The organism is Sinomonas atrocyanea (assembly GCF_030812675.1).
GTDB classification, from domain to species: Bacteria; Actinomycetota; Actinomycetes; order Actinomycetales; family Micrococcaceae; genus Sinomonas; species Sinomonas atrocyanea_B.
Genome location: NZ_JAUSTE010000021.1, coordinates 1 through 26,793 on the forward strand (window position 1 = coordinate 1; position 26,793 = coordinate 26,793).

20 protein-coding genes are annotated in these 26,793 nt (G+C 70.5%); 10 read left to right on the top strand and 10 right to left on the bottom strand.

Features of this window, described 5'->3' with window-relative positions:
• Nucleotides 1-398: 398 nt before the first annotated feature.
• Nucleotides 399-1,493, top strand: coding sequence for a zinc-dependent alcohol dehydrogenase family protein (locus J2W20_RS18480; RefSeq protein ID WP_307008545.1), 1,095 nt, complete (start codon nucleotides 399-401; stop codon nucleotides 1,491-1,493).
• Nucleotides 1,490-1,921, top strand: a complete 432-nt coding sequence (locus tag J2W20_RS18485) for a nucleoside deaminase (RefSeq protein WP_307008547.1) — start codon at nucleotides 1,490-1,492, stop codon at nucleotides 1,919-1,921. Before J2W20_RS18480 ends, J2W20_RS18485 begins: the two co-directional genes overlap by 4 nt.
• 45 nt (nucleotides 1,922-1,966) lie before the next feature.
• Here the strand turns inward: J2W20_RS18485 and J2W20_RS18490 are convergent, their stop codons facing one another.
• The 5 genes from J2W20_RS18490 to J2W20_RS18510 all read right to left on the bottom strand — a co-directional run bounded on the left by J2W20_RS18490 (nucleotide 1,967) and on the right by J2W20_RS18510 (nucleotide 8,196).
• Nucleotides 1,967-2,776, bottom strand: coding sequence for an IclR family transcriptional regulator (locus J2W20_RS18490; protein ID WP_307008549.1), 810 nt, complete (start codon nucleotides 2,774-2,776; stop codon nucleotides 1,967-1,969).
• Nucleotides 2,777-2,961: 185 nt separating this feature from the next.
• On the bottom strand, nucleotides 2,962-4,212 hold the full coding sequence (locus J2W20_RS18495; RefSeq protein ID WP_307008552.1) for a M24 family metallopeptidase: 1,251 nt from the start codon (nucleotides 4,210-4,212) through the stop codon (nucleotides 2,962-2,964).
• Between the two features lie 56 nt (nucleotides 4,213-4,268).
• Nucleotides 4,269-5,642, bottom strand: a complete 1,374-nt coding sequence (locus J2W20_RS18500) for an MFS transporter (protein WP_307008553.1) — start codon at nucleotides 5,640-5,642, stop codon at nucleotides 4,269-4,271.
• 109 nt (nucleotides 5,643-5,751) lie between these two features.
• On the bottom strand, nucleotides 5,752-6,543 hold the full coding sequence (locus J2W20_RS18505; RefSeq protein ID WP_307008555.1) for a creatininase: 792 nt from the start codon (nucleotides 6,541-6,543) through the stop codon (nucleotides 5,752-5,754).
• A 90-nt stretch (nucleotides 6,544-6,633) separates the two neighbouring features.
• Nucleotides 6,634-8,196: a purine-cytosine permease family protein gene (locus J2W20_RS18510; protein ID WP_307008558.1), complete on the bottom strand. Its 1,563-nt coding sequence runs from the start codon at nucleotides 8,194-8,196 to the stop codon at nucleotides 6,634-6,636.
• A gap of 164 nt (nucleotides 8,197-8,360) precedes the next feature.
• On the opposite strand from J2W20_RS18510, the gene J2W20_RS18515 reads away from it, so the two are divergent.
• Nucleotides 8,361-9,866: a PucR family transcriptional regulator gene (locus tag J2W20_RS18515; RefSeq protein ID WP_307008559.1), complete on the top strand. Its 1,506-nt coding sequence runs from the start codon at nucleotides 8,361-8,363 to the stop codon at nucleotides 9,864-9,866.
• 178 nt (nucleotides 9,867-10,044) lie between these two features.
• Complete coding sequence (locus J2W20_RS18520; RefSeq protein ID WP_307008561.1) at nucleotides 10,045-10,506, top strand: DUF2087 domain-containing protein; 462 nt, start codon at nucleotides 10,045-10,047, stop codon at nucleotides 10,504-10,506.
• Between the two features lie 109 nt (nucleotides 10,507-10,615).
• Here the strand turns inward: J2W20_RS18520 and J2W20_RS18525 are convergent, their stop codons facing one another.
• The 4 genes from J2W20_RS18525 to J2W20_RS18540 form a co-directional block, all read right to left on the bottom strand.
• The gene (locus J2W20_RS18525; RefSeq protein WP_307008563.1) at nucleotides 10,616-11,974 is read right to left on the bottom strand and encodes an MFS transporter; all 1,359 of its coding nucleotides are present in this window, start codon (nucleotides 11,972-11,974) and stop codon (nucleotides 10,616-10,618) included.
• A gap of 108 nt (nucleotides 11,975-12,082) precedes the next feature.
• Complete coding sequence (locus J2W20_RS18530; RefSeq protein ID WP_307008566.1) at nucleotides 12,083-12,862, bottom strand: N-carbamoylsarcosine amidohydrolase; 780 nt, start codon at nucleotides 12,860-12,862, stop codon at nucleotides 12,083-12,085.
• Nucleotides 12,863-13,022: 160 nt separating this feature from the next.
• Nucleotides 13,023-14,372 (bottom strand): MFS transporter, encoded by a 1,350-nt coding sequence (locus J2W20_RS18535; protein WP_307008567.1) that lies wholly within the window; start codon nucleotides 14,370-14,372, stop codon nucleotides 13,023-13,025.
• A 136-nt stretch (nucleotides 14,373-14,508) separates the two neighbouring features.
• Nucleotides 14,509-18,363, bottom strand: coding sequence for a hydantoinase B/oxoprolinase family protein (locus J2W20_RS18540; protein ID WP_307008569.1), 3,855 nt, complete (start codon nucleotides 18,361-18,363; stop codon nucleotides 14,509-14,511).
• A 252-nt stretch (nucleotides 18,364-18,615) separates the two neighbouring features.
• Between J2W20_RS18540 and J2W20_RS18545 the strand changes: the two genes are divergently transcribed.
• Nucleotides 18,616-19,422: an IclR family transcriptional regulator gene (locus J2W20_RS18545; RefSeq protein WP_307008571.1), complete on the top strand. Its 807-nt coding sequence runs from the start codon at nucleotides 18,616-18,618 to the stop codon at nucleotides 19,420-19,422.
• Nucleotides 19,423-19,508: 86 nt separating this feature from the next.
• On the opposite strand, the gene J2W20_RS18550 is transcribed toward J2W20_RS18545, so the two are convergent.
• The gene (locus J2W20_RS18550; RefSeq protein WP_307008573.1) at nucleotides 19,509-20,171 is read right to left on the bottom strand and encodes a GntR family transcriptional regulator; all 663 of its coding nucleotides are present in this window, start codon (nucleotides 20,169-20,171) and stop codon (nucleotides 19,509-19,511) included.
• Nucleotides 20,172-20,292: 121 nt separating this feature from the next.
• Between J2W20_RS18550 and glyA the strand changes: the two genes are divergently transcribed.
• Genes glyA through J2W20_RS18575 form a run of 5 tightly spaced genes read left to right on the top strand, consistent with a single transcriptional unit; the run spans nucleotide 20,293 to nucleotide 26,790 of the window.
• Complete coding sequence (gene glyA / locus J2W20_RS18555; protein ID WP_307008575.1) at nucleotides 20,293-21,612, top strand: serine hydroxymethyltransferase; 1,320 nt, start codon at nucleotides 20,293-20,295, stop codon at nucleotides 21,610-21,612.
• Nucleotides 21,612-22,829: a sarcosine oxidase subunit beta family protein gene (locus J2W20_RS18560; RefSeq protein WP_066496360.1), complete on the top strand. Its 1,218-nt coding sequence runs from the start codon at nucleotides 21,612-21,614 to the stop codon at nucleotides 22,827-22,829. Before glyA ends, J2W20_RS18560 begins: the two co-directional genes overlap by 1 nt.
• Nucleotides 22,830-22,851: 22 nt before the next feature.
• On the top strand, nucleotides 22,852-23,154 hold the full coding sequence (locus tag J2W20_RS18565) for a sarcosine oxidase subunit delta (protein WP_307008578.1): 303 nt from the start codon (nucleotides 22,852-22,854) through the stop codon (nucleotides 23,152-23,154).
• The gene (locus J2W20_RS18570) at nucleotides 23,151-26,120 is read left to right on the top strand and encodes a 2Fe-2S iron-sulfur cluster-binding protein (RefSeq protein WP_307008581.1); all 2,970 of its coding nucleotides are present in this window, start codon (nucleotides 23,151-23,153) and stop codon (nucleotides 26,118-26,120) included. Before J2W20_RS18565 ends, J2W20_RS18570 begins: the two co-directional genes overlap by 4 nt.
• Entirely contained in the window at nucleotides 26,113-26,790 is a 678-nt protein-coding gene (locus J2W20_RS18575; protein WP_307008583.1) for a sarcosine oxidase subunit gamma, read from the top strand. The genes J2W20_RS18570 and J2W20_RS18575 overlap by 8 nt, the downstream gene beginning before the upstream one ends.
• Nucleotides 26,791-26,793: the final 3 nt, after the last annotated feature.

Genomic DNA, 26,793 nt, shown 5'->3' on the forward strand with positions numbered 1-26,793 from the left:
CCCCGGGTTAACCCCGGGGCCCCTGCCCCCACTCCCCCACCGGCTGTCCCCCCCCCCCCCCCCCGGGGGCCCGCCCCCCCCCCCCCCCCCGGGCCCCGGGCCGCCGTCGTGCTCGGGGGAGGCCCGGGCGGAGTCCGACCACCCTTCGCGCGCTGCCGCGGCCGCACGCGGCGTGTCGGGAACGGCGCGCCCCCGGGTGGCCCGAAACCAGGTCGGACTCCGCGGAGGCGACTCCCAGGAGGCGATCCCCAGGAGGTGACCCCCAGGAGGTGACCCCCAGGAGGTGACCTTCAGAAGGTGACTCCCAGGAGGTGACCCCCAGACGGGGTGGGTCGGCCGAGCGGGACGAGCGGGAGTAGGTTGGACCTGAACGCAGCCACGCAACGCAAGGAGCCCCCATGCGCGCCACCATGATCCACGGAACCCGCGACATCCGCGTCGAAGACCGGCCCGAGCCCGAGGTCCGCCTCCCGGGCGACGCCGTGGTGCGCGTGACCGCGGCCTGCGTGTGCGGCTCCGACCTGTGGCCCTACCGCGGAGTGCGCGCTACCGAGGAGCCCCACCCGATCGGGCACGAGTTCGTCGGGATCGTCGAGGCCGTCGGCGACGACGTGACCGCGGTCAGGGTGGGCGACTTCGTCGTGGCGCCCTGGGCGATCTCCTGCGGCGAGTGCCCGCCCTGCCGCAACGGCGTGCAGGTCGCCTGCGAGCACCGGGCCGCGTGGGGCGGCGCCGACGAGCAGGGCCTCCCCGTGGACGGCGGCCAGGGGGAGCGGGTCCGCGTGCCCCTCGCCAACGGCACCCTCGTCGCGGTCCCCGGCGTGAGCGACCCGGACGAGGCCCTCACCAAGAGCCTGCTCACCCTCTCCGACGTCATGGGCACCGGCCACCACGCCGCCGTGGCCGCCCACGTGGGCCCCGGGCGGAGTGTCGTGGTGGTGGGCGACGGCGCGGTGGGCCTGTGCGCGGTCCTCGCCGCCAAGCGGCTCGGCGCCGAGCGCATCATCGCCATGTCGCGGCACGAGGACCGGGCCGCGATCGCCCGCCAGTTCGGCGCCACGGACGTGGTGGCGGAGCGCGGCAAGGACGCCGCGGAGAAGGTCCGCGAGATCCTGGGGGGCGTCCTCGCCGACTCCGTGCTCGAGTGCGTCGGCACCAAGGAGTCCATGGAGCAGGCCTTCGCCTGCACCCGTCCCGGCGGCAGCCTTGGATTCGTGGGCGTCCCTGCCGGTGGCGCCGAGCTGCCGATCGGCACCATGTTCTCCAAGAACATCTCGGTGGGCGGCGGCGCGGCGTCCACCCGCCAGTACCTTCCCGAGCTGCTCGCCGACGTCCTCTCGGGCGCGATCAACCCCGGCCCGGTGTTCGACTCGGTGCTGCCGCTCGAGGACGCCGCCGAGGCGTACCGGGCGATGGACGAGCGGCGCTCGACCAAGGTCATGCTCGTCCCCGCCGGCGTCGGGCACGGGACCCGGCACGGTGCCCAGCAGTGAGCGCAGGGTTCGAGGCGGCCCTCTCGGCTGCCCGGGAGGGCCTCGCCCAGGGCGGGATCCCCATCGGCGCAGCCCTGGTCCGCAACGGCGAGGTGATCGCCGTCGGCCACAATGAGCGCATCCAGAGCGGCGATCCCATCGCCCACGGCGAGATGGCCGCGCTGCGGGCAGCGGGCCGCCAGCGCACCTACCGCGACACCGTGCTCTACACGACGCTCGCCCCGTGCGCGATGTGCACCGGGACGGTCATCCAGTTCAAGATCCCCAGGGTCGTGGTCGGCGAGGCGCGGACGTTCGGCGGCGAGCTCGAGCTGCTGCGCTCCCGCGGCGTCGAGGTCGAGGTGCTCGACGACCCGCGCTGCGCCGAGATGATGGCGGACTTCCAGCGCGAGCACGCCGAGCTGTGGGCGGAGGACATCGCCGAGTAGGCTCGGGCGCCGAGCTGGCCGGGACGCGGTCCGGCTTTGCGCGCGTCAGCCCGCGGCGGCACGGCCTCCCGCGTTGCCGCCGAGCCGCCGGGTCACGTCCACGGCGGCGCGGGCGCAGGCCTCGCAGATCTCTGCGAGCCGCTCGGGGGACACCCGGTAGCGCGGCGCGGAGATCAGCACGGCCGCAACCACATCGCCCCGGTGGTCGTACACGGGGGAGGCCACGCCCACCTCGTCCGGGGAGGTCTCGCCGTAGTTGACCGCGTAGCCCTTGCCCGCGGCGTCGGCTAGGCGCGCGGCGTAGGCGTCGAGCGCGCTGCTGTCGGCCTGCGGCAGCTGCACGGCGCCGGTGCCCAGCAGCTCGCGGACCCGCTCGGGCGTCTCGGTGGCGAGGAAGACCTGCACCGAGGCGGACAGCGCCGTCGCGTAGCGGGTCCCGAGGGTCGTGGTGTGCTTGACCTGATGGCGGCTCGGGATCTGCTCGACCGAGATGGCCTCGTGGCCGTTCCAGAGCAGGAGCGCGGAGGTCTCGCCCGTCTTCTCGCCGAGTTCGCGGAGCACGGGGTACGCGACCCGGCGCACGTCCAGGTCGGCCAGCAGCGGGCCGGCCACGGCGATGATGCCCAGCCCGAGCCGGAACCTGCGCGTCGGCTCGTCGCGCTCCACGAGCCCCTCGGACTCGAGGGTGCTCAGGATCCGGGACACGGAGCTCTTGTGCAGGCCCACCTGGGCGGCGATCTCGGTGACGCCCAGCAGCGGCTCGTCGACGCTGAAGCAGCGCAGCACCGCCACGGCGTTCGAGATGGGCGAGGCCGCGCGCCCCTCGCCGGCCTCACCGTTGCCGTTCTCAGTCATGGCTCAACCCTATGCGCCGGGGCGCCGGTGTGGGCTCGGTCATCGTGGTGTCCTCTCCTGGTGGCGCCCCGCGGGGCGTACGACGGCGGCGCCGCACCCCGCGTGAGGCGAGGTGCGGCGCCGTCGTGCTCACCGGGGCCGGCCCCCGTGACGGGCCGGCCCCGGAACTGCGGCATCGGGGCGGATCAGGCCTCGATGATGTTCTTCTCGGGGCCGAACGGGAACTTGGTGATGTTCTCCACCGTGTCCTCGCCGATCACCAGGATGTCGTGCTCGCGGTAGCCGCCGGCGCCCGGGAGGCCGTCGGCGACCGTGATCATGGGCTCCATCGAGACGACCATGCCGGGCTCGAGGACCGTCTCGATGTCCTCGCGCAGCTCGAGGCCCGCCTCGCGGCCGTAGTAGTGCGAGAGGACGCCGAACGAGTGGCCGTAGCCGAACGTGCGGTTGGCGAGGAGGCCGTGCGAGATGTAGATCTCGTTCAGCTCGGCGGCGATGTCCTTGCAGACGGCGCCGGGCTTGATCAGCTCGAGCCCGCGGCGGTGGACCTCGACGTTGATGTTCCACAGCTCGAGGGAGCGCTCGTCCGGCTGGCCCAGGAACAGGGTGCGCTCGAGGGCCGTGTAGTAGCCGGAGGTCATCGGGAAGCAGTTCAGCGAGAGGATGTCGCCCCGCTGGAGCTTCCGGGTGGTGGCCCAGTTGTGGGCGCCGTCGGTGTTGATGCCGGACTGGAACCAGACCCACGTGTCGCGGACCTCGCGGTCCGGGAAGGTCTTGGCGATCTCGTGGACCATCGCCTCCGTGCCGATGAGCGCGACCTCGTACTCGGAGATGCCCTCGCGGATGGCGTTGCGGATGGCCTCGCCGCCGAGGTCGCCGATGCGGGCACCGTGCTTGATGACCTCGATCTCCTCCGCGGACTTGATCATGCGCTGGCGCATGGCGTCCTGGGAGACGTCGAGGAGCTCGGCGCCCGGGAAGGCGGCGGCGATCTTCTCGCGCGTCAGGCCCGGGAGGAAGTCGTCCTCGACGCCGAGGCGGGTGGCCTTGACGCCGCGCTGGCGCAGGGCCTCCTGCAGGCCGAAGAAGAAGTTGTCGCGGCGCCAGTCCGTGTAGACGATGTTCTCGCCGTAGGAGGTGCGCCACGGCATGCCGGCATCGATGTTCGCGGTGACGGTGACTGAGTCGTCGGCGGTGACGACGAGGGCGTAGTTGCGTCCGAACGTGGTGTAGAGGAAGTCGGAGTAGTACTTGATGCCGTGGTAGCTGGTCAGGATGACGGCGTCCAGGTCCTTGGCGGCCATGATCTGGCGGAGGCCTCCGAGGCGGCGCTCGAACTCGGCGTCGGAGAACGTGAGCTTTCCCTTGGTGCCGTTGTGGAGCACCTTGAGGCGCTCGAGCTCGGTGACGTTCGTGACGTTCGTGTCGACGGACATGGTGGGTCTCCTTTTCAGGGGTTGTGTGTGCGTAGAGGTGAGGAAAGTCGGAAAGGTCAGTGGGCCAGCGGCCGGCGGGAGGTCTCCTTGGCGCACAGGACGGCGATGAGGGAGACGATGGCGGCGGCGACGAGGTACCAGGCGGGTGCCAGCTTCGTGTGCAGGAGCCCGATCAGCAGGGTCGCCATGAACGGGGCCGTGCCGCCGAAGACGGCGTTGGCGAGGTTGAAGCTCACGGCGAAGCCGGAGTACCGGATGCGGGTCGGGAAGAGTTCGGCGAGGAAGCTCGGCAGGGTCCCGTCGTTGAGGGTGAGCATCGCGCCGAGGAAGACCTCGACGAGCAGGATGACCGCGAAGTTGCCGGAGTCGAGCAGCATGAACGCCGGGACCGTGAGGAGGATGAACAGGATCGAGGCGGACAGGAGCACGCGCTTGCGGCCGAAGCGGTCCGAGGCCATCCCGGTGAGGAAGATGAAGCCGATGTAGGTCAGCAGCGCGATCGTCGTGGCGAAGAAGGACTCCGTGGCCCCGAAGCCCAGCTCCGTGGAGAGGTAGGTGGGCATGTAGGAGAGGATCACGTAGAAGCCGACGGCGTTGAGCAGCACCGCGCCGACCGCCAGGATGAGCGAGCGCCAGTGCTTGACGAACATGTCCTTGACCGGGGCGTGGGTGACCTCGTCCTCCTGGGCCAGTTCGCGGAACACGGGGGTGTCCTCGAGCTTGGTCCGGATGTACCGCCCGATCAGGCCCATCGGGGCCGCGAGCAGGAACGGCAGGCGCCAGCCCCAGGCCGCCATCTCCGAATCGGTGAGGACGATCGAGAGCAGGGCCGCGAGGAGCGAGCCGAGCAGGAGGCCGGCGGCCGTGGAGGCCGGGACGACCGCTGCGTAGAGGCCACGGCGGTGGGCTGGGGCGTACTCGACGAGGAACGCGGAGGCCCCGGCGTACTCGCCTGCGGCCGAGAAGCCCTGGATCACGCGGATCACGAGGAGGATGATCGGGGCCCCGACGCCGATCATGGCGTAGGGCGGGATGAGGGCGATGCAGAACGTCGCGCCGCTCATGATGAGGATGGAGAGGGAGAGGGCCGTGCGGCGGCCGAGGCGGTCGCCGATGTGGCCCCACACGAAGCCGCCGAGGGGCCGGACGAAGAACGAGATCGCGAAGACTGCGAAGGTCGCCAGCAGCGCGGTCTGCTTGTCGGAGTCCGGGAAGAAGGCCGCGGCGATCGTGGAGGCGAGGTAGCCGTAGACCGCGTAGTCGAACCACTCGACGAAGTTGCCGATGAAGCTGCCCCACAGGACCCGACGGCGGGCGTCTTTGCCGATGCCGTCGGACCCTGCCGGGGAGGGCTGTCCGCTCAGCGGCACGTCTGCCTCGTGCCCTGCGCTGGTCGGGGATGCCAGGCGGGGGGAGTGTTCAGTGCTCATGGGAAACCACCAGAAGCTTGGGGTTGCGTTTACCGCAACTCGGTTGCACCAGACTACGTGTGGTCTGGGTCACGGTCAATAAGTCGCACCGATGTTGCGGCAGTTGCAACTAGATGACGGCGAGGGGCGAGCTGGAGCGCAGCTCGGCGTCCACCTCCGCCGCGAGCGCCGCGGAGGTCCGCTCGAGGAGCAGTGCGCCGGCCTCGCCCGACGCCGCCGCGGCGGAGGACAGGCACCCCGAGGCGGGGGTGAGCTCTGCCCGCACCGGCAGGACGTCGTACTTGGGCAGCTGCGCGGCGGGCAGGTCCATGACCCGGTCCAGCTGCACCCGCTCGGGATGCAGGTGGAGCATGAGCGAGGTCTCGAGGACGCCGCCGTGCTCCACGTCCCACCCGGGGAAGGTGCCGCGGTAGATCTGCTCGATCGTGTCCTCGTCCACGAAGTCCCAGTAGGAGAGCAGGAGTGCCGAGACGTCCTGGCCCCGCAGGACCAGCTCCGAGGTGGCCTGCTCGACGCCCTCGTAGAGGAACTGGTAGTTCTCGAAGTGGCCGTTGAGGAAGACGAGCCGCCGGGCCCCGTGCCGCGCGAACTCGAGGGTGAGCGTGCGGGCGATCGAGATGAGCGTGGCCGCGTCCAGGCTCGTCGTCCCGCCGAGGTGGTTGCCGCCGCCCGAGCGCTGCTGCGACTTGTAGCCGTACACGATCGGTGCGGCGACCAGCCCTCCCACGGCCTCGGCGAGTCGCTCGCTCATGGCCCGCGACAGGACGACGTCCGTGTTGAGCGGCAGGTGCGGGCCGTGCTGCTCGATCGAGCCCACGGGGATGATGATCGGCGCACCCGCCGCGATGGCCTCGCGGTAGGTGAAGGCATCGATCTCCTCCATGAAGACGCTGCTGGGCATGGCTCCTCCTGGGAACGTGTTCGGGGGGTGTGTCTGGGGCGCCGGCGGCGGGCAGGCCCGCCGCCGGCGGTGTTGGGGTGCCGGAGGGGGCTACGGCGCCACGGCGGCGGGCGAGCCGGCGGACGACGCCGGGTGCTCGCCGTCGTGCGTCGAGGCGTCACCGTGGGAGGCGAGGTACTCCTCGTCGCTCACGTCGGCCCGGATGCCGAGCGGGACCCCGTGGTGGATGCGGCTCTTGAAGCGCGGGTAGCCGAGGGCGAGGTAGAGCAGGCCCGAGGTCAGGGTGCCGGCGAGCCAGGAGAGGTCCACGCCGCCCATGGCGGTGGCGATGGGGCCCTGGAGGAGCGGATCGCCGCCGTACATGAACAGCCACGTCATGATCAGGCCGGCGAGGAAGGAGATGAGGGCGATCGGGTTGACGGCCTTGAGGCGCGTGTCCTTGGGGTCCAGGAAGAGGTAGCCGAAGTTCTTGTGCTTGCGCTCGAACACGAAGTAGTGGACCGCCATGATGCCGCCCCAGGTCGCGACCCACGCGACGATGGCGCCGAGCCAGCTGTCCAGGAGCGCCGCGAAGTCCTCGGCGAAGAGGAAGAAGATCACCGCGACCATGGACAGGCAGCCCACAACGATGGAGAGCGCGCGCCGGCCGATGCGGATGTCGAGGGCCTGGGCGGCCACGCCGAACGTGTAGAGGTTGATGATGTTCGTGGCGATCGGGCCGTGGATCACGAGCAGGATCACCGGGATCGCCATGACGCCGAAGCTCTTGACGATCAGCTCGCCCGGGTCCGCCGTGCCGTTCATGGTCGCGAGGCTCGCGCCGAGCAGGCCCAGCCACACGACCGGGAGGAACTGGCCCAGGACCGAGGTGAAGTAGAGCTTCTTCTTCGGGATGCTCTTGGAGACGAAGCGGGAGTAGTCGGGGGCGTAGGTGAACCAGCCGATGCCCCAGCCGATGCCGATCGCGGTCATGATCCCGGACATTGCGGCGATGCGCTCGCCGCCGGTGAGGATCGCGCCGGCCGGGCCCGCGTAGTGCCAGTCGATGGGCAGCTGGGTCCACGCGATGATGGACATCGCGACGAGGACGAGGAGGGTCGGCGGCATGGTGATGCGCTCGAACTTCGCGATCGCGCCGTAGCCGCGGTAGCAGATGGTCACCTGGATGCCCATGATCACGGCGGCGATGCCGATCTTCCAGGCCAGGTTCTGCTGGGTCGGATCGACCCAGCCGATCATGCCGAAGAGCGCCATGACGAGGTCGAGGATGACCCACGTGTTCACGGCGGACCAGCCGACGGCGACGAGGGCCTGGATCGCCGCGGGGAGGTAGGCGCCGCGGCGGCCGAACGCCCCGCGGGCCAGGAGCATTCCGGTGGCGCCGGTCTTCTGTCCGAGCAGGACGAAGAAGCCGAAGCCGACCATGCCGATGACGTTGCCGAGGACGAGCACGGTCATCGTGTCGGCGAGGCCGAGGCCCATGTTGATGCCGAGGGCACCGAGGATCCAGTTGATGGGGGCGACGTTGGCCCCAGCCCAGATCCAGAACTGCCCGGAGACCTTGGTGGTGCGAGCGGACTCGGGGACGGGCTGCAGCACGTCTTCGACGACGTGTGTGGCGTCCTCAGTCTTGCTCTGAGTGCGAAGGCTCATGTGAGACTACTTTCTCGTAGTGTTCGCTGGGGGAGCGAGTAGCCGGCTGCCTTCAAGCGTAGATGTGCGGCGCGTCACCACCTAGATACGTTGTGTCGCCCAGCCGAGGACTTGTGGGTGACAATCTGTCTACCCGTGTTATCCCCGGCCGAGAGTGAGGCCCCATGTCCCTGCCCCTGATCGAGATCCTTGCCGGCGGCGTGCTCGCCAGCGGGGCGCCCGTCGTGGTGGGCGGCCAGCGCGCGGTCGAGGGCGCGCGGGTCCGGTGGGTGCACTCGAGCGAGGTCCTCGAGATCGCGCCCCTCCTCTCGGGAGGCGAGCTCCTGCTGACCGGGGGCGCGGCGCTGCTCGCGCTCAAGCCCGGCGCGCAGGCGGAGTACGTCTGGAGCCTGGCCTCCCGGCGCGTTGCCGCGCTCGCCGTCGAGACCGCCGGCAGCGGGCGGCATCTCCCCGCCGAGCTCGTGTCCGCCGCGGACGAGGCCGGGCTGCCGCTCATCGAGCTGCGCCAGGTAGTGCCGTTCGTCGACGTGGCCGAGGCCGTGAACCGCAGGATCGTCTCGGGACAGGTGCACGCGCTCCAGGTGGCGGACGGCCTCTCGCAGGCGCTCACCGAGAGGATTGCGAGCTCGGGAGCGGTGCTGGGGCCGCTCGTGGGGCTCATCGCCGAGACCCTCGGGGTGCACGCGCGGGTGGTGGACACGCGCGGGGCACTGCTCGCCGCCGCCGGTCCGGACCCGGCGCCGCACGCCCACGGGCCCGACACCGAGCTCACGGTGGGCGGCATCGGCGCCGCACGGCTCGAGCTGGTGGGCGGCCCCCAGGCGGACGGCGAGCTGCTCGAGACCGCCCTCGCCCGGGTGCGGAGCATCGTCGCGCTGGCCCTCGCCCAGCAGCACCGGCCGAGCCTGGCCCGGCTCGCGGAGGACGAGCTCCTGCGCCTCATCGGGGCGGGGGGCGGAGGGGACCGTCTCATCGAGCTCTGCCAGGCGGCCGGGGTGGCACCCGACCAGCCCCTGGCCATGGCGGTGATCCGCCGCCCGGCGGACGGGGCCGCGGAGTTCGAGCAGCGGGCCCGCACCGCCCTGCCGACGGCTCTGCTGATCGTCGACGGGGCGTGGGTCGACATCCTCCTGGCCCTGCCCGCGCGCGCCGGCCACGGCGAGCGCGAGCGGCTCCTCGGGATGCTCCGGGACTCCGTGGAGGGCAAGGGGCTCACCGGGGCGCTCGGCCCGACGGCCCCGACCATCCGGCAGGCGGCCTTCTCGCTGGCGGAGGCGCGGGCCACGTGGCGGATCGGCCGCTCTTCGAAGTGGACGGACGCGATCTACGATGCCTCCGACTTCCTGGTCGAGCGCATGGCGGAGCGCTCGCTGTCGCGCGGCGCCGTCGATGCGCTCGTCGAGGAGTCGCTCGGCGAGCTGATCCGGCTCGACCAGCGCACGGGCGGCGAGCTGGTGCGCACGCTGGACGTCTGGATCACCGCCGGGTGCAATGCGACCGACGCGGCCGACATCCTCTTCCTCGAGCGCCAGTCGCTGCACAAGCGGCTCAGGCGCATCTTCGCGGCGATCGGCGGCGACCCGCGGGGCCGGGGGAAGCTCGGCGCGCTCGCCTTCGCGGTCAAGCTGGTCCGGGGCAACGCCCAGCTCCGCGACGACCCCCGCCCCTGACCCGGCGCCACCCGTTTCGGGTACGCATCTCGTCGTGTTCTTCCCGTTTCGGGTACGCATCTCGTCGTGTTTTTCCCGTTTCGGGTACGACGGCGGCTGCGGCCTCCCGGAGGGCGGTGTCGCCCTCGGCGGCACGTCGGACGAGCGGACCCTGCTCCAGGGGGTGCACAGTGGAGCCATGCAGCACGTGATCCAGCTCCTCGCCGCCCTCGCGAATGGCCGCGCCCGCGCGCGCTTTGCCCGCATTGCGCTGGCCGGCGAAGAGGGGGTGGCGGCGGACCCCTCAGCGGACCGGCTGCTGCGCGCCGCCGGGGTGCTCGAGGAGCTCCCGGGCGGTGCGGTGCGGATCGACGAGGCTGCGCTCGCCGCGCTGCTGGCCCGGGCCAGGGCAGCGGCGCCGGCCAGGCCGGCGGGGAAGGTCGACCTCCTCCCGCGCCAGCGCGGACGCCGGCTCCAGCTCCTGCAGGAGCTCGCCGCGGCCGTCCTCGGCGAGGACGAGCGCGTGGCCGAACGCGAGCTCAATGCGCGCCTCTCCGAACGCGTGCTCGACATCCCCGGGGTGCGGCGCGCGCTCGTGGATGAGGGGATCGTGGCCAGGGAGGTCGACGGCAGCGCGTACTGGCGCTCCAGCGCCGGCTGATGCCCCCATCGCGGGGGGCGTGCGTCGGACATGCAGAGACGCCCCGTCGCCGGGGACGACCTTGCGGGCGTCTCCCCGGCAGCAGGGCGTCTCGCGAGGCGAGCGGCGCTCAGGCGCGCTGGGAGACCGAGCGGTTCGGCGCCGTCGTGCCTGCGTCGAGTGATCGGTGCGCCGTCTCCGGGAGCAGCCACGCCGCGACGAGCGCCCCGGCGGCGACGACGGTCAGGTAGATCGCGGGCGCCATGGGGTTGCCGGTGGTCGCGATGAGCCACGTCGCCACGAACGGCGCTGTCCCGCCGAAGACGGCATAGCTCACGTTGTAGGTGATGGCCGACGCGGTGTAGCGCACCTCGGTGGGGAAGACCTCCGAGAGCAGCACGGCGGTCACCACATTCGCGGTCACGGCGCCGACCGCGAGCAGCGCCTGCCCGCCGAGGGCCGCGCCGAACGCGCCGCCCGAGGCCAGCAGGTACGCCGGCACGGCGAGGGCACCGAGGAGCAGGGACGAGGCGACCATGGTGGGCCTGCGCCCGATCCGGTCGCAGACCCGGCCCAGGACCGGGGCGAGGGCCGCGGCGAACCCGAGGGCGATGACGTTGCTGAACAGCACGAGGTCGGCGGGCATCTTCACGACCTCGCGCAGGAACGTGGTCATGTACGTGGAGAACGTGTAGAAGCTGAGGGCCGTGAGCGCGATGTACCCGCCCAGGATGAGCATCGGGCGCCACTGGAGCGCGAACGTCTGGCGGAGGGGAGCGTGCTCCTTGCCCCGCTGCGCTTCGAGGGCCGCCTGGAAGACCGGCGACTCGTCGAGCCGGCGCCGGATGTAGAACGCCACGATCCCCAGGGGCGCGGCGACGAGGAACGGGATGCGCCAGCCCCACGCGTTCATGGCGGCCGCGCCGAGTCCTGCCGTGAGCCCCCAGCACAGCAGGGCGGCCCCGCAGAACGAGCCGAACGTCGCGGCGGGCATCCAGGAGGAGTAGCGCGAGCGCTGGTCGGCGGGAGCGTGCTCGATCACGTACGCGACGGCGCCGGCGTACTCGCCGCCGGCGGAGAGGCCCTGGACGCTCCGAGCGAGCGTCAGGAGGAGAGGCGCGACGACGCCGACCGCGCCGAACGTCGGCAGGAGGCCGATGGCCATGGTGGCGCCCGACATGAGGAGGACGGTCAGGGCGAGCACGTGCTTGCGGCCGATCCTGTCGCCGAGGACGCCGAAGACGGCGCCGCCGATGGGCCGGAGCGCGAACGCGACCGCGAAGACGGCGAAGGTCTGGAGCAGGCCGACGACGTTGTCGCCTGCGGGGAAGAAGGCGTGCGCGAGCTGGGTCGCGAGGAAGCCGTACACGGCGAAGTCGAACCATTCGACGACGGTGCCGGCGGCTGCCGCGCCGGTGACCTTGCGGAGCACCGACTGGGGGACGGGGGCGGTCTGGCTGCCAGGGGTGGAAGAGGCTGCGGGGTTCATGGGGCTCCCGGGAGGGTGGGATCGTTCGGGGGCGTCCGAGGTGCTCGACGCCAGAGTATGCGCAGCGCCCGCCGTCGGGCGAAGACGGCGGGCGCTGGATGGTGCGGGTCAGGCCGGATCCGCGGGGGCCTCTACCTCGCGCTGGGGGTCCGAGAGGGTCTTCGGGACCGTCTCCTCGAACCGCGGGAGGCCATTGAGGTACTCCACCACCGAATCCGTGGACTCCACGTCACCGAACTTGTTGTCGATGTCGTAGAGGTTCCACTGCACGACGCCCGGGACTCGGTCGCCGATGGTCTCCCTCGCGATGATCGGGCGGAACCCCTTGGCGATCGCGTCCTCGACGGTGTGGCGCACGCATCCGGCCGCGGTCGCGCCGGTCACGATCAGCGTGTCGATGCGGTTGGAGGTCAGGAAGAGCTCGAGGTTGGTCCCCGGGAATGCCGAGGCGCGGTTCTTCTCGATCACGACCTCGCCTTCCGCGGGCGCGATGCGGTCGTCGATCTGGGCCCAGTAGGAGTCCGCGGGAAGGGTCTCCACGGGGATCTTCGAGTACCACAGGCCCATGTCGTTGGTCCCGGAGGTGGCGTCGCGGTTGCGGTACACGTTCGTGGTGTAGAAGACCGGGACACCCTTGGCGCGCGCGGCCTCGTTGATCCGCTGGACATTCGGGATGATCTCCTCCATGCCCGGGCAGCTGAACGGGTGGCCCGGACGCGTCCAGGCGTTCGCGAGGTCGATGTGGATGACGGCGGGACGGTTGCCGTAGCCGATCCGACGCTTGAAGCCGCGCTCGTTGTAGATGCCGGTGCCGGCTTCGAATGCCTCCTCCAGCACGGCGGCGAGACGGGTCTCGATGTCCTGGCCCACTGCGATGTCCTGGCTCATGGCGTACTCCTTCGAATTTGCTCTAGATGAGGGTTGTTTGCTGCAGTAGCAACGACCGGAAGGCATGTGATCCAGCTCTCGTTCGTTGCTGTGTGACCAATCTATTTGCTGCCGGCGCAACAGACAAGAGGTTCGGCGAACTTTCTCTCCCGGCCTCTTCCTAGTCTTGGCGGACGGTACGCGGGTTGACGTTCCGGGCCGCGAGGATGAGCAGCCCGGAGGCAAAGATGGGCACACAGCCGATCCAGAAGGCCGCCGTGCTCCACGTCCAGCCGGCGCCCAGGGCGAGCGTGACGAGGAAGCTGCTGATGATTGCCCCGACCTGACCGCTGGCGTTGATGATCGAGCCGCCGGTGGCCCTCGTCCGTACGGGGAAGCTCTCGCCGTTGAAGAACAGCAGCGCGGAGAAAGGGCCGATGAGGAAGAACAGGCCGGCGCTGTAGAGCGCGACGACGATTCCGAAGTTCCCCGACGGCGCGAGCAGCATCGCCGTGAAGGAGGCACCGCACAGGACCCAGCCGATGGCGATCGTGTTGCGCCGGCCGATCCGGTCGCCCAGCCAGCCGTGGAACACGTAGCCGGCGAAGGCGGTGGCGTTGGAGACCACGAGGATCACAAGGGCGTTCGTGAACGGGATGTCCTTGCCGTCCGGGGCGCTCAGGAGGGACGTTCCGAGGATTGCGAACACGAGGACGCCCACCCAGTTCAGCAGGAACGAGAGGCCGATCACCACGGTCGAGCGCAGCGACTCTCCCCGGAACGCCTCGGCGAGGGGGGAGCCGTTGGTGTTCGCGTGCCGGTGCGCCTCGAACTGCGGGCTCTCCTTGAGCCAGCGCCCCGCGATCACGATGAAGACGGCAGGGAATGCCGCGACGACGAAGCACAGCGCCCAGCCGCCCACAGGGAACAGGAGGTAGATCGAGGCGGCCGCGAGCACCGAGCCGATGGGCCAGCCGGACTGGACGAGGGAGTAGATGAGGCCGCGGCGCCGTGCCTTGGCCGGATCGGCGTAGGCGTGGGCGAAGAGCTCGTTGAGGTAGGCGGCGTTGACGGACTGCTCGGCGTAGCCGAGGCCGGCGGCCGAGCGCACGAGGATGAGCAGGACGACGCCGATCCCGCCCACGAGGCCCACGGCCCAGCCCGCCACGGCGGTGAGGAGCGAGGCGATGGCCGCACCGACGACGGAGATAAGGATGCCCTTCCGGCGCCCGATCCGGTCCACCAGGGGGCCGACGGCGAACGCCACGAGCGCCGTGCCCGCGGTGACCCACGTGTTGACGGCCGTGGACTGCGCAGGGGCCCAGCCCACCTCGGTGGCGAGGACCGGCAGCAGGTTGCCGAACAGGACGAAGTCGTACACGGCGAACGTCCATGCGAAGAAGCAGATCCATGTGGCGATGCGGACGTCCCGGGGGGTGAGCTGCCCCGCGGTGGTAGGGGCCGCCGTCGTGCGCGCGGCGGGCGACCCTGACGCCTTGGTCGGGTCGAGGGTGCTTTCCATCGGTTCCATGAGTACTCCTGGGGTGAGGTGGCTGGTGAGCCGGAGGTGTGGATGGGCATGGAAAGGGCGGCCGGGTGGGACGCTGTGCGTCCCCCCGGCCGCCCCAGTGACTGGATTCAATGCGGTACTGCTGGGTGTTGCGGAACTAGACGGTGGCGTAGGTGGTCGCCGGGGACCGGCGCTCTGCGGTGCGTGTGGCGTCGACCGTCATGCTGGCGGGGTCGATCACCACTCCGTAGTCGCGCTCGGCGGCCTCGAGGGTGGTGAAGCCGTCGAGGACGTCCTCGAGGACCTTCTCCGGATCCCGCCGATGCGGGTCGCCGAAGCCGCCGCCGCTCGGAACGGTGATCTGGAGGGAGTCGCCTGCCAGCAGCTGGCGACCGGTGACCTTGGACGGCCAGGACTCCTCGCCGGGGCGGCCCGGGTTCTTCACGAGCGAGCCGTTGAGGCCGTCCTGCCCTCCGTACGCGCCCCACGGCACGTCCGACTCGTGGCGTTCGCCCTCGCAGGTGATCACGGTGTCCGTGAGGAAGGTGTTCTCCCGGACAATGCCGATTCCTCCGCGGAACTCACCGGCGGCCGCCGGCTCGGGCCGCAGCTCGTAGCGGTCGGTCCGCATCGGGAACCGCCACTCGAGCTCCTCGATCGGGTTGTTGCGGGTGTTGGCGATGAGGTTGTCCACGGAGTCCGGCCCGTCGCTCGTGGCGCGGGCGCCGTAGGAGCCTTCGTTGACCTCGAGGTACACCCAGTACTCGCCCTGCTTCTCGTCCCATCCCGAGTAGGAGATGAAGTGGATGTGGGCGGAGTTGCCAGCGGTGACGCGGTCGGGGATGACCGGGGCGAGGGCCCGGAGGGCAAGGTCGACCGCGCGCTGGACCTGGGAGAACCGCGAGAAGGTCGCAGCCGGGTACTTCGGGTTGAAGATGGTGCCCTCCGGGGCGATCACCTTCAGCGGCTTGAGCATCCCCTCGTTCTGCGGCACGAAGACCGGGAACGCGACCTCGTCGAGGAACATCATCCGCGTGATGAAGGTGAACGCGGAGACCGTGGTGCCCTCGAAGGCACAGTTGTAGGCGGTGGGCACCTGTTCTGAGGATCCGGTGAGGTCGTAGGTGATCTCGTCGCCCTGCACGATCACCTTCACCGCGATCGGAAGTTTCTTTCCGTAGTTGCGGCCGTCGTCGTCCAGATAGCCGACCTCGGTCTCGTAGACGCCGTCCGGGATCTTGGCGATCTCCTGGCGCAGCATCCGCTCCGAGTAGTCGATCCAGCTCTGGCCGGCATCGCGCACCGCGTCGAAGCCGTATCGCTCGATGAGGGCGAGATAGCGGGCCTTGGCCAGCTCGCAGGCTGCGATCATCGCCTGGAAGTCGCCCTCGTTGGAGGTGGGCGTCCGGGTGTTGTTGAGGATGTGGCGGATCAGCGATTCCTGTCGCACGCCCTTCTCGTAGACCTTGACAGCGCGGAAGATGGTGCCCTCGGACTGGATGTCCTGGATGTCCACCATCAGGCCGGAATAGGCGCCGCCGTTGTCGATCAGCTGGCCAGAGGCGCCGGCGAAGCCCACGAGCAGGCCGTCGTGGAAGATCGGCTCGATGATCGCCACGTCCGGGGAATGGGTGGCACCGAGGTAGGGGTCATTGTGAAGGATGACGTCGCCCTCATGGATGTCGTCGCCGAGGACCGAGATGACGCCCTTGACGATCTTGGGCATGGAGCCCATGAACATCGGCGTGGAGTCGGACTCGGCCAGCACGTTGCCGTCCCTGTCGAACAGGCCCGCGCCGAGGTCCTCGGACTCTCGGATGATCGAGGAGTAGGCCATGCGGAACAGCACCGAGGCCATTTCCTTCGCCGCGGAGTTCAGCGCGCCGCCGATCACGCGCATCAGGATTGGGGTGGCGAGCTTCTCGGCGGTCTGGGCGGCGGCCGGGCACTCGATGACGAGGTTGCCGGCCGGGTCCACGGTCCCGGAGAATCTCGGGGGGACAACAACGGTGGAGTCGTACTGCTCGATGATGGCGGGCCCCACGAAGGTGGTGCCCACTCCCATCTTGTCGCGGTCGTAGAAGCCGGTGTCCACGGTGACCGGCTTGCCATCCTGCTCGAACGTCACCGGGCGGGTCTCCACGAGCGCTTCCTCGAGGGAACCGGACGTGGTGGTTTCCGGCGTGGGCAACTCGTCCATCACGGCGCTGGCGTCGACGCGGATGTTGATGACTTCCACGGCGCCGTCCTTGAAGCGGTGGCCGTACTCCTCGAAGTGGGCGTCGTGGAAGGAGGCCTCGGCCTTCTCCAGCCAGGCCTGGTCGACCGGCCCTTCAGGTGCCACGAAGCGGATCTCGTACCCCTGGCCCTCGTAGCGTGCGTCGGCGAGCCAGACGAGCTTGCGTCGCCCGGCGGGCACGTCCTCGGCGTCGAGCTGCGCGTTGGCCTCCCGCTCCAGCGCCTCGTAGGAGGCCTGGATGGCGGCGGGGTCGGCATTGGCGAACGTGAACCGTCGGGTGGCGACGAACTCGTACTTCTCGTCGGTGGCCAGCAGGCCCGTGGCGGCAATGATGCCGGGGTGGGCCGGAATCAGCACCTTCGGGACCTCGAGCTCGGCCGCGATCTCGCACGCGAACAGGGCACCGGCACCGCCCGCCGCGACCAGGGTGAAGTCGCGCGGATCGTAACCGCGGCGTACGGAGTTCTGCTCGATCGCCTGGGTCATGCCGAACTTCTGGATCTGCAGGGCGCCGAGGGCGGCCTCCTCGATGCTCATGTCGAGGCGGTCTGCGACCTTGGCCATTGCGGCCCGGGCGGCGTCGACGTCGAGCTTCATGTCGCCGCCCGCGAGACTACGGCGGGCGCGCATGCGCCCGAGGATGAGCTGGGCGTCGGTCGACGTCGGCTCCGTGCCACCGCGGCCATAGCAGACCGGACCCGGAACGGCGCCCGCAGACTGGGGGCCGACGCGGAAGACCCCTCCCGCGTCGACATACGCGATGGAGCCACCGCCAGCACCGATGGTGTCGATGTCCACCATGGGCACCATCGCCTGGTGGTCGCCGATCTTGGTGTCCAGCAGGTGGCGCATGCGCAGTTCACCCTGGTAGGCGACCCCGATGTCCGCCGAGGTCCCTCCGATGTCCAAGGTGACGACGTTCTCGAAGCCGGACTGGCGACCGGCCCACATGCCCCCGATCAGGCCGCCCACCGGCCCGGACATCATCAGTGTGACGGGCCTCTTGGCGGCCTCTTTGATCGGGACCATGCCGCCTGAGGACTGCATGAGGAGGACTTCGCGCTGGTAGCCGAGCGCCCTGACCTGGGAGGCGAGCCGGGCGAGGTACTTGGAAACCTTGGGTCCCACGAAGGCATTGAGCGCGGTGGTGGAGAACCGCTCGTACTCCCGGTACAGCGGCACGATGTCGCTCGAGAGGGAGAGGTAGGCCTCGGGGAACTCTTCGGCCACGATCTCCCCGATCCGCTGCTCGTGGGCAGGGTTCAGGTAGGAGTGCAGGAGGCAGACCGCGATGGCCTCGACGCCGGCGTCCTTGAGCTGGCGGACGCGCTCGCGGACCTCGTCGGTGTCCAGAGGGACGAGGACATCCCCGTTCGGGGCAGTGACGCGCTCTCTGACGGTGAGACGATGACGGCGCTTGATGAGGGGCTTGGTCTGCCACGGCATGTCCTGCTGCAGCGAGAAGTTGTGCGGCTTCTTGTGCCGCGCGATGTGCAGGATGTCCCGGAAGCCCTCCGTGGTGATCATGCCCACCTCGGCGCCGGTGTGCGTCAGGGCGATGTTCGTCGCCACCGTGGTGCCGTGCACGAGCTGGTCGATCTCGGCGAGGTCGGTGCCGGCCTTCGCGACGAGCCGCTGGAGGCCCTCGATGACGGCATCAGACGGATCGTGCGGAGTGGAGGGCACCTTCTCGATGACAGCTCTCCCGGCTTCATCGTCGGAGAAGTAGAGGTCGGTGAATGTGCCGCCGACGTCGACGCCGATACGCTTCATGTGGCTTTCCTTTCGATCGCTCCGCCCTGGGGCTGGCGGAAACGGGATTTTGTTGCTTTCCCATCAAGCTAGTTGGGCGGTGAGCAACCTTGGTTTCGAACAGGTAAGACGTTTCGCACGTGAGCTGAATCACATATGCTGTTGCTGTGCTCCCAAAGTAGTTGCTTGCACAGCACCGCACAAGAGGTCACGCCGACATGACACAGGACTCTAAGATGAGAGCCACGCATCCGGCCGGAAGAGGAGTGGACCGTGGCAGGACGACCGCGCACCAGTGATGACGCACCCCAGGGGGCGGCGGCGTCCCTTCTCAACGGCCTCGGCGTGCTCGAGGCGTTCTCTATCGAGAAGCCCGTGCTCGGGGTCACGGAGATCGCCCAGAAGGTCGGTCTGCACAAGAGCACCGTCTCGCGGATCCTCACCGGGCTCGCCGATGCCGGCTACGTGCAGCGCGACGAGGCCACCGGGAGGTACCGGCTCGGGCTCGGTCTGCTCGCCCTCTCCGGACCGCTCCTGGCCGACCTCGATGTCCGGCGGGCGGCGCTTCCCTACCTCGAGGACCTCACCGAGCGGACGGGGGAGACGAGCGCGCTCGCGGTGTGGAACGGCCAGGAGGCTGTTGTCGTCGAGCAGGTTCCGAGCCCACACCAGGTCAAGCACACCGCGTCGATCGGGACCCGGTACAACAAGTTCGCCTCGTCGTCGGTGCGGGTGTTCCTCGCGGGTCTGGCCGAGGGCGCTGTGCGCGAACTGGTCGGCTCGGGCGCCGTGCTGGTGGGCGCGCCCTTCGACAGCGACGCTGCGGCGGCGGCAGAGCTCGCCGCGGTGGAGAAGGCGGGCGTGGCTGTCAATGACGGCGCGACGACACCCGAGGAATTCGGTGTCTCGGCGCCCGTGTGGGATTACCGGGGGCGCATGGCCGGATGCGTGACGGCGTCCGCTCCCCGCACGCGCGTGCAGGGCGAGGTTGCGGCCGAGCTCGCCGCGGCGGTGATAGAGGCGGCCGCCGGCGTCTCGGCGCGCCTCGGGTACGGGGCGAAGCGCGCCGCGGAGGCCTGACCCGGCCCCCCGCGTACCCGGAACCGGAGAAGGGGCGCGGGATGCGTACCCGAAACGGGGGAGGAGCGGGGCGGGGTGGGAGAGGGTCAGAGCACGGTGCGGATCGTCGCCTCGAAGCTCGTGACGTGCTCGAGCGCCATGCGCCCGGCGGTCTCGACATCGCCGTCGGCGATCGCGCGCAGCAGCTGGGCGTGCTCGTGGATGTGCCCGGCCACCGAGGGGACTTTGTCCAGGACCAGGCACCAGATGCGGGTGGCGAGGTTGTCGTAGCGGATGAGCGCGTCCGTGAGGTGCGGGTTGCCGGCCGCGGCATAGATGAGCCGGTGGACCGTGATGTCGTAGCGCATGAGCTCGCGCTGGTCGATCGGCTCGCGCAGCGCTTCGATCGCGTCGGCGGTCTCGCGCAGCCGCTGCCGCATGGAGGCCGAGGCGTCCCGCGCCGCGCGCCGGGCCGCGAGCGGCTCGAGCTGCTCGCGGATCTCCGAGACGTCGGCCAGCTCGGTGATGTCGACGGCGGTCGCGAACGTGCCGCGCCTTGGGTAGGACACCACCAGGTGGTCCACCTCGAGCCGCTTGAGCGCCTCGCGCACGGGGGTGCGCCCCACGCCGAGCTCCGCGGCGAGCGCCGTGTCGTTGATGGGCGCGCCGGGCTTGATCTCGAGCATGATCAGCCGGTCGCGGAGAGTCAGGTACGCCTGCTCCGCCAGCGACACCGCCGACGCCGCGTCCTCCAGTGCTGTGACCGTCACCTTCCGCCTCCTTCCGGGACTGCTTGACTCTGTGTGATCTCAACCATACTATCGATCTCAGAACTAATATATCAGTTGATTATTAGTCAGATATCAACGTCGACGTCAGACCGAAGGAGGCATGATGGAGAACCTTCTCGATCTCCCACTGGCCCAGGCCGATCCCGAGGTGGCCGAGGCCATCGCCGCCGAGCTCCGCCGGCAGCAGGGAACGCTCGAGATGATCGCGAGCGAGAACTTCGCGCCCACGGCAGTCATGGAGGCCCAGGGCTCCGTGCTGACGAACAAGTACGCGGAGGGCTACCCGGGCAGGCGCTACTACGGTGGCTGCGAGCACGTGGACGTCATCGAGCAGCTCGCCATCGACCGGGCCAAGGCCCTCTTCGGCGCCGAGTTCGCCAACGTCCAGCCGCACTCGGGCGCCCAGGCCAACGCCGCCGCGATGCACGCGCTCATCCAGCCCGGCGACACGATCATGGGCCTCGACCTCGCCCACGGCGGCCACCTCACGCACGGGATGAAGATCAACTTCTCCGGCAAGCTCTACAAGGTGGTCCCGTACCAGGTGTCCGAGAAGGACCACCGGATCGACATGGCACAGGTCGAGCGCCTCGCCGAGGAGCACCGGCCGCAGCTCATGATCGCCGGCTGGTCCGCCTACAGCCGCCAGCTGGACTTCGCCGAGTTCCGCCGCATCGCGGACAAGGTTGGCGCGTTCCTGCTCGTGGACATGAGCCACTTCGCCGGCCTCGTCGCCACGGGCCTGCACCCGAACCCGGTCCCGCACGCGCACGTCACCACCACGACGACCCACAAGACCCTCGGCGGCCCGCGCGGCGGCATCATCCTCACCAATGACCCCACACTGGCCAAGAAGGTCAACTCGGCCGTGTTCCCGGGCCAGCAGGGCGGCCCGCTCGAGCACGTGATCGCCGGCAAGGCCGTCGCCTTCAAGTTCGCCGCGACCGAGGAGTTCGCCGACCGGCAGCGCCGCACCCTCGAGGGTGCCCGCATCCTCGCCGACCGGCTCACCCAGCCCGACCTCGCCGAGGCGGGGATCGGCGTCGTCAACGGCGGCACCGACGTCCACCTGGTCCTCGTGGACCTGCGCCACTCCGAGCTCGACGGCCAGCAGGGCGAGGACCGCCTCCACCGCATCGGCATCACGGTCAACCGCAATGCCGTCCCGTTCGACCCGCGCCCGCCGATGGTGTCCTCGGGCCTGCGGATCGGCACCCCGGCCCTCGCGACCCGCGGCTTCGGCGCCGCGGAGTTCACCGAGGTCGCCGACATCATCGCGGCCGCCCTGGCGCCCGAGTTCGACGACGAGCTCGCCGCCTCGCTGCGCTCCCGCGTCGCCGTCCTGGCCGACAAGCACCCCCTCTACCCGAACCTGACCCCGGCCGAGTCCGGGGCCTCCACCGAGAACGGAGCCCAGTGATGGCGGACCTCCTGCCCGAACACCCGGACTTCCTCTGGCGCAACCCGGACCCGAAGCCCTCCTACGACGCCGTGATCGTCGGCGGTGGCGGCCACGGCCTCGCCACCGCCTACTACCTCGCGGCCCACCACGGCATGACCAACATCGCGGTCCTCGAGCGCGGCTGGCTCGCCGGCGGGAACATGGCCCGCAACACCACGATCATCCGCTCGAACTACCTCTGGGACGAGTCCGCGGCGATCTACGAGCACTCCCTCAAGCTGTGGGAGGCCCTGCCCGACGAACTCGAGTACGACTTCCTGTTCAGCCAGCGCGGCGTCATGAACCTCGCCCACACGCTCCAGGACGTGCGCGAGTCGGTCCGCCGCGTGGGCGCGAACAAGCTCAACGGCGTGGACGCCGAGTGGCTGGACGCGGACCAGGTCAAGGAGCTCTGCCCGATCATCAACACCAGCGAGGACATCCGCTACCCGGTCCTCGGCGCGACCTACCAGCCCCGCGCGGGCATCGCCAAGCATGACCACGTGGCCTGGGCGTTCGCCCGCAAGGCGGACGAGCTCGGCGTCGACATCATCCAGAACTGCGAGGTCACCGGCTTCGTCAAGGACGGCAACCGCGTGGTCGGCGTGAAGACGAACCGCGGCACGATCAACACCGGCAAGGTCGCGCTCTGCGCCGCGGGCCACTCGAGCGTCCTGGCCAAGCTCGCCGGCTTCGACCTGCCGATCCAGTCCCACCCGCTCCAGGCGCTCGTCTCCGAGCTCCACGAGAAGGTCCACCCCACGGTGGTCATGTCCAACCACGTCCACGTCTACGTCTCGCAGGCGCACAAGGGCGAGCTCGTCATGGGCGCCGGTATCGACTCGTACAACGGGTACGGCCAGCGCGGCGCGTTCCACGTCATCGAGGAGCAGATGGCCGCGGCCGTCGAGCTGTTCCCGATCTTCGCCCGGGCGCACCTGCTGCGCACGTGGGGCGGCATCGTGGACGTCACCCTCGACGCGTCCCCGATCGTGGGCAAGGCCCCGGTCGAGAACATGTACGTCAACTGCGGCTGGGGCACCGGCGGCTTCAAGGGCACCCCCGGCGCCGGCTGGACCATGGCCCACACGATCGCCACCGGCGAGCCGCACGCCCTCAACCTGCCCTTCGCCCTCGAGCGCTTCGAGACCGGCGCCCTCATCGACGAGCACGGCGCCGCAGCCGTCGCCCACTGACGCACCCGAAAGGAGCACGAGCATGCTGCTCATCACCTGCCCGAACTGTGGGCCGCGGGACGAGACCGAGTTCCACTACGGCGGCCAGGCCCACATCGCCTACCCCGAGAACCCCGCCGAGCTGACCGACGCCGAGTGGTCGCGGTACCTGTTCTACCGGGAGAACCCGAAGGGAGCCTTCGCCGAGCGCTGGGTGCACTCCGCCGGGTGCCGGAAGTGGTTCAACGCCGTCCGCGACACGGTCACCTACGAATTCAAGAGCATCTACACCGGCGCCGCACCAGCGACGACCACCGCAGCAGCCACGAATGGAGGCCAGAAGTGAGCCCCGCATCCCAGAGCCACCGTCTCCCCGCCGAGAAGGCGCAGGGCGCGCGGATCGACCGCGAGAAGGCCCTGAAGTTCACCGTGGACGGGACCGAGTACACGGGCTTCGCCGGCGACACCGTCGCCTCGGCCCTGCTCGCCAACGGCGTCATCGAGACCGCCCCGTCCCTGTACCTGGGCCGTCCCCGCGGCATCCTCGCCGCCGGCGTCGAGGAGCCCAACGCCCTGCTCAAGGTCCTCCAGCGCGGCGCCGGCGGCATCGACGAGTCGATGCTCCCGGCCCCCATCGTGGAGCTCACCGACGGCCTGGCCGCCGAGTACCTCTCCGGTCTCGGCAAGCTGGACCCGCGCAAGGACGAAGCCCTCTACGACAAGAAGCACGTCCACACCGACGTCCTCGTCATCGGCGGCGGCCCCTCCGGCCTCGCCGCGGCCCGCGAGGCGGCCCGGACCGGCGCCCGCGTGATCCTCATCGACGACCAGCCCGAGCTGGGCGGCTCCCTCCTCTCCGCCCCGGCGGAGACGGTCGACGGCGTCCCCGCGCCCGAGTGGGTCGCGGCGGCTGCCGCCGAGCTCGCCGCGGCGGACGAGGTCACCGTGCTGACCCGCACGAACGCGTTCGGCTCCTACGACTCGAACTACGTCGTGGCCCTCGAGTCCCGCACCGACCACCTCGGCACCGAGGCGGCCCGCGAGCTGGGCGCCCAGGGCGTCTCGCGCCAGCGGCTGTGGCACATCCGTGCCGCCCAGGTGGTCCTCGCGACGGGCGCCCACGAGCGCCCGATCGTGTTCGCGGACAACGACCGCCCGGGCATCATGCTCGCCTCGGCCGCCCGCACCTACCTCAACCGCTACGGGGTGCGTCCGGGGTCCTCGGCGGTGGTCTTCACGACCAACGACTCCGCCTACGCCACGGCCCTCGACCTGGCCGCCGCGGGCGTTCCCGTCGGCGCCGTCGTCGACGCCCGCGCCGAGAAGACCGAGGCCGCCCGCGCGGCCGAGGCCGCCGGCATCCGCGTCCTCGCAGGGTCCGCGGTGAGCGGCACCGAGGCCGGCACCGGCACCCGGCTGGGCGCCGTCGTCGTCCGCGGCCTCACTGCCGCAGGCGACGGAACGGTGGAGCTGACCGGCGAGGCCGAGCGGATCGAGGCGGACCTCCTGGCCGTCTCGGGCGGCTGGAGCCCCGTGGTGCACCTGTTCAGCCAGCGCCAGGGCAAGCTGCGCTGGGACGAGGACCTCGCCGGCTTCATCCCGGCCGGCACGGTCGAGGCACAGCAGGTCGTGGGCTCGGCCCGCGGCTCCTACGCCACGGCGGACGTGGTCTCCGAGGGCGCCCACGCCGGCGCCGTCGCGGCCTTCAACGCGGGCTTCATCACCGAGGCCGGCCAGCACGCCACCGCCGTGTCCTCCCACCCGGCCGTCGCCTCGGCCCCGACCCGCCAGCTCTGGCTCGTGCCGGGCGAGAGCGGCGGCCCGGCCGACTGGAACACCCACTTCGTGGACTTCCAGCGCGACCAGACGGTCCACGACGTCCTCCGCGCGACCGGGGCCGGCATGCGCTCGGTCGAGCACGTCAAGCGCTACACCTCGATCTCCACCGCCAACGACCAGGGCAAGACCTCGGGCGTGAACGCGATCGGCGTCATTGCCGCCGCGCTCAAGGGGGACGGCGACGCCCCCGGCATCGGGCAGATCGGCACGACGACGTTCCGCGCCCCGTACGCCCCCGTCGCCTTCGCGGCGGTGGCCGGCCGCAAGCGCGGGGAACTGTTCGACCCCGAGCGGATCACCTCGATCCACCCGTGGCACGTGGAGCACGGCGCGAAGTTCGAGTTCGTCGGCCAGTGGCTGCGCCCGTGGTACTTCCCCCAGGGCGAGGAGACCATGGACGAGGCGGTGCTGCGCGAGTGCGCCGCCGTGCGCGAGTCCGTGGGCTTCATGGACGCCACCACCCTAGGCAAGATCGAGATCTGGGGTGCCGACTCCGGCGAGTTCCTCAACCGGATCTACACCAACGCGTTCAAGAAGCTCGCCCCGGGCATGGGCCGCTACGGCGTCATGTGCGGCCCGGACGGGATGATCTTCGACGACGGCGTGACCCTCCGGCTCGACCAGGACCGCTACTTCATGACCACCACCACCGGCGGCGCCGCGAAGGTCCTGGACTGGCTCGAGGAGTGGCACCAGACCGAGTGGCCCGAGCTGGACGTGAACTTCTCGTCCGTGACCGAGCAGTGGACCACGGTCGCCGTGGTCGGCCCGAAGTCCCGCGCGGTCATCGCCAAGGTGGCCCCGGAGCTCGACGTCGACAACGACGCCTTCCCGTTCATGGCCTGGCGCGACACCGTCCTGGCCTCGGGCATCCCGGCCCGTGTGTGCCGCATCTCGTTCTCGGGCGAGCTCGCCTACGAGATCAACGTCGCCGCCTGGTACGGCCTGCAGGTCTGGGAGGACGTGGCCGAGGCCGGCGCCGAGTTCGACATCACCCCGTACGGCACCGAGACCATGCACGTGCTGCGCGCCGAGAAGGGCTACCCGATCGTCGGCCAGGACACCGACGGCACCGTGACCCCTCAGGACGCCGGCATGGAGTGGATCGTCTCCAAGGCCAAGGACTTCGTGGGCAAGCGCTCCTACTCGCGGCTCGACACGGCCCGCGTGGACCGCAAGCACCTCGTGTCCCTGCTGCCCGTCGACCCGGCCTTCCGCCTCCCGGAGGGCACCCAGGTGGTGGAGCAGGGCATCGCCCTCAACCCCGCCTACGGGCCCGTGCCCATGCAGGGCCACGTCACGTCGAGCTACCACTCGGCGGCGCTGGGGCGGTCCTTCGCCCTCGCACTCATCAAGAACGGCCGCAACCGCATCGGCGAGACGCTCACCGCCGTCGCCGGGGACCGGGTCGTTGACGTCCTGGTCGGTGAAACCGTCCTCTTTGACCCCGAAGGGAAGCGCCGTGATGGCTGAGACGATTGCTGAAGTGACTGCCGCCCCGAGCACCGCCGGAGCACCGGCCCTGCGCCGCAGCCCCGCGGCCCACCTCTCCGGTGCGTTCGCCGCGGCGGCCGTTGCGGGAGACCGCGCCGTGGCCGTCCGCGAGGTCCCGTTCCTGACCCAGCTCGGCCTGCGCGCCGTGCCCGGGTCGGCGGGGGCCGCCGCCCTCGAGTCCGCGCTCGGCACCTCGCTGCCCGCAGGGCACGGGAAGACCTCCGCGGGCGGCGGCTACACCCTCCTGTGGATCGGACCCGACGAGTTCCTCGCCGTGGCCGACGAGGCCCCGAGCTCCGCCACCGAGGACCGCGGGCCCGCCGAGGCGGCCCGCCTGGGCACGGCGCTCGGCGAGGCCGGCGCGCGGACCCCGGGCGCCGTCGTCGACCTCTCCGCCAACCGGACCACGTTCGAGCTCACCGGGCCCAGCGCCCGCGCGGTGCTCGAGAAGGGCGTCTCCTTCGACCTGCACCCGCGGCACTTCGCCGCCGGCACGGCCATCGCGACGATCCTGGACCACGTGCCCGTCCTCGTGTGGAAGACGGGAGAGGAGACGTACCGGGTCCTGCCGCGCGCGTCCTTCGCCGACCACGTTGGCCGCTGGCTCATCGACGCGATGCGCGAATTCGCGGCTCCGGAGGTGCGGTAGCCG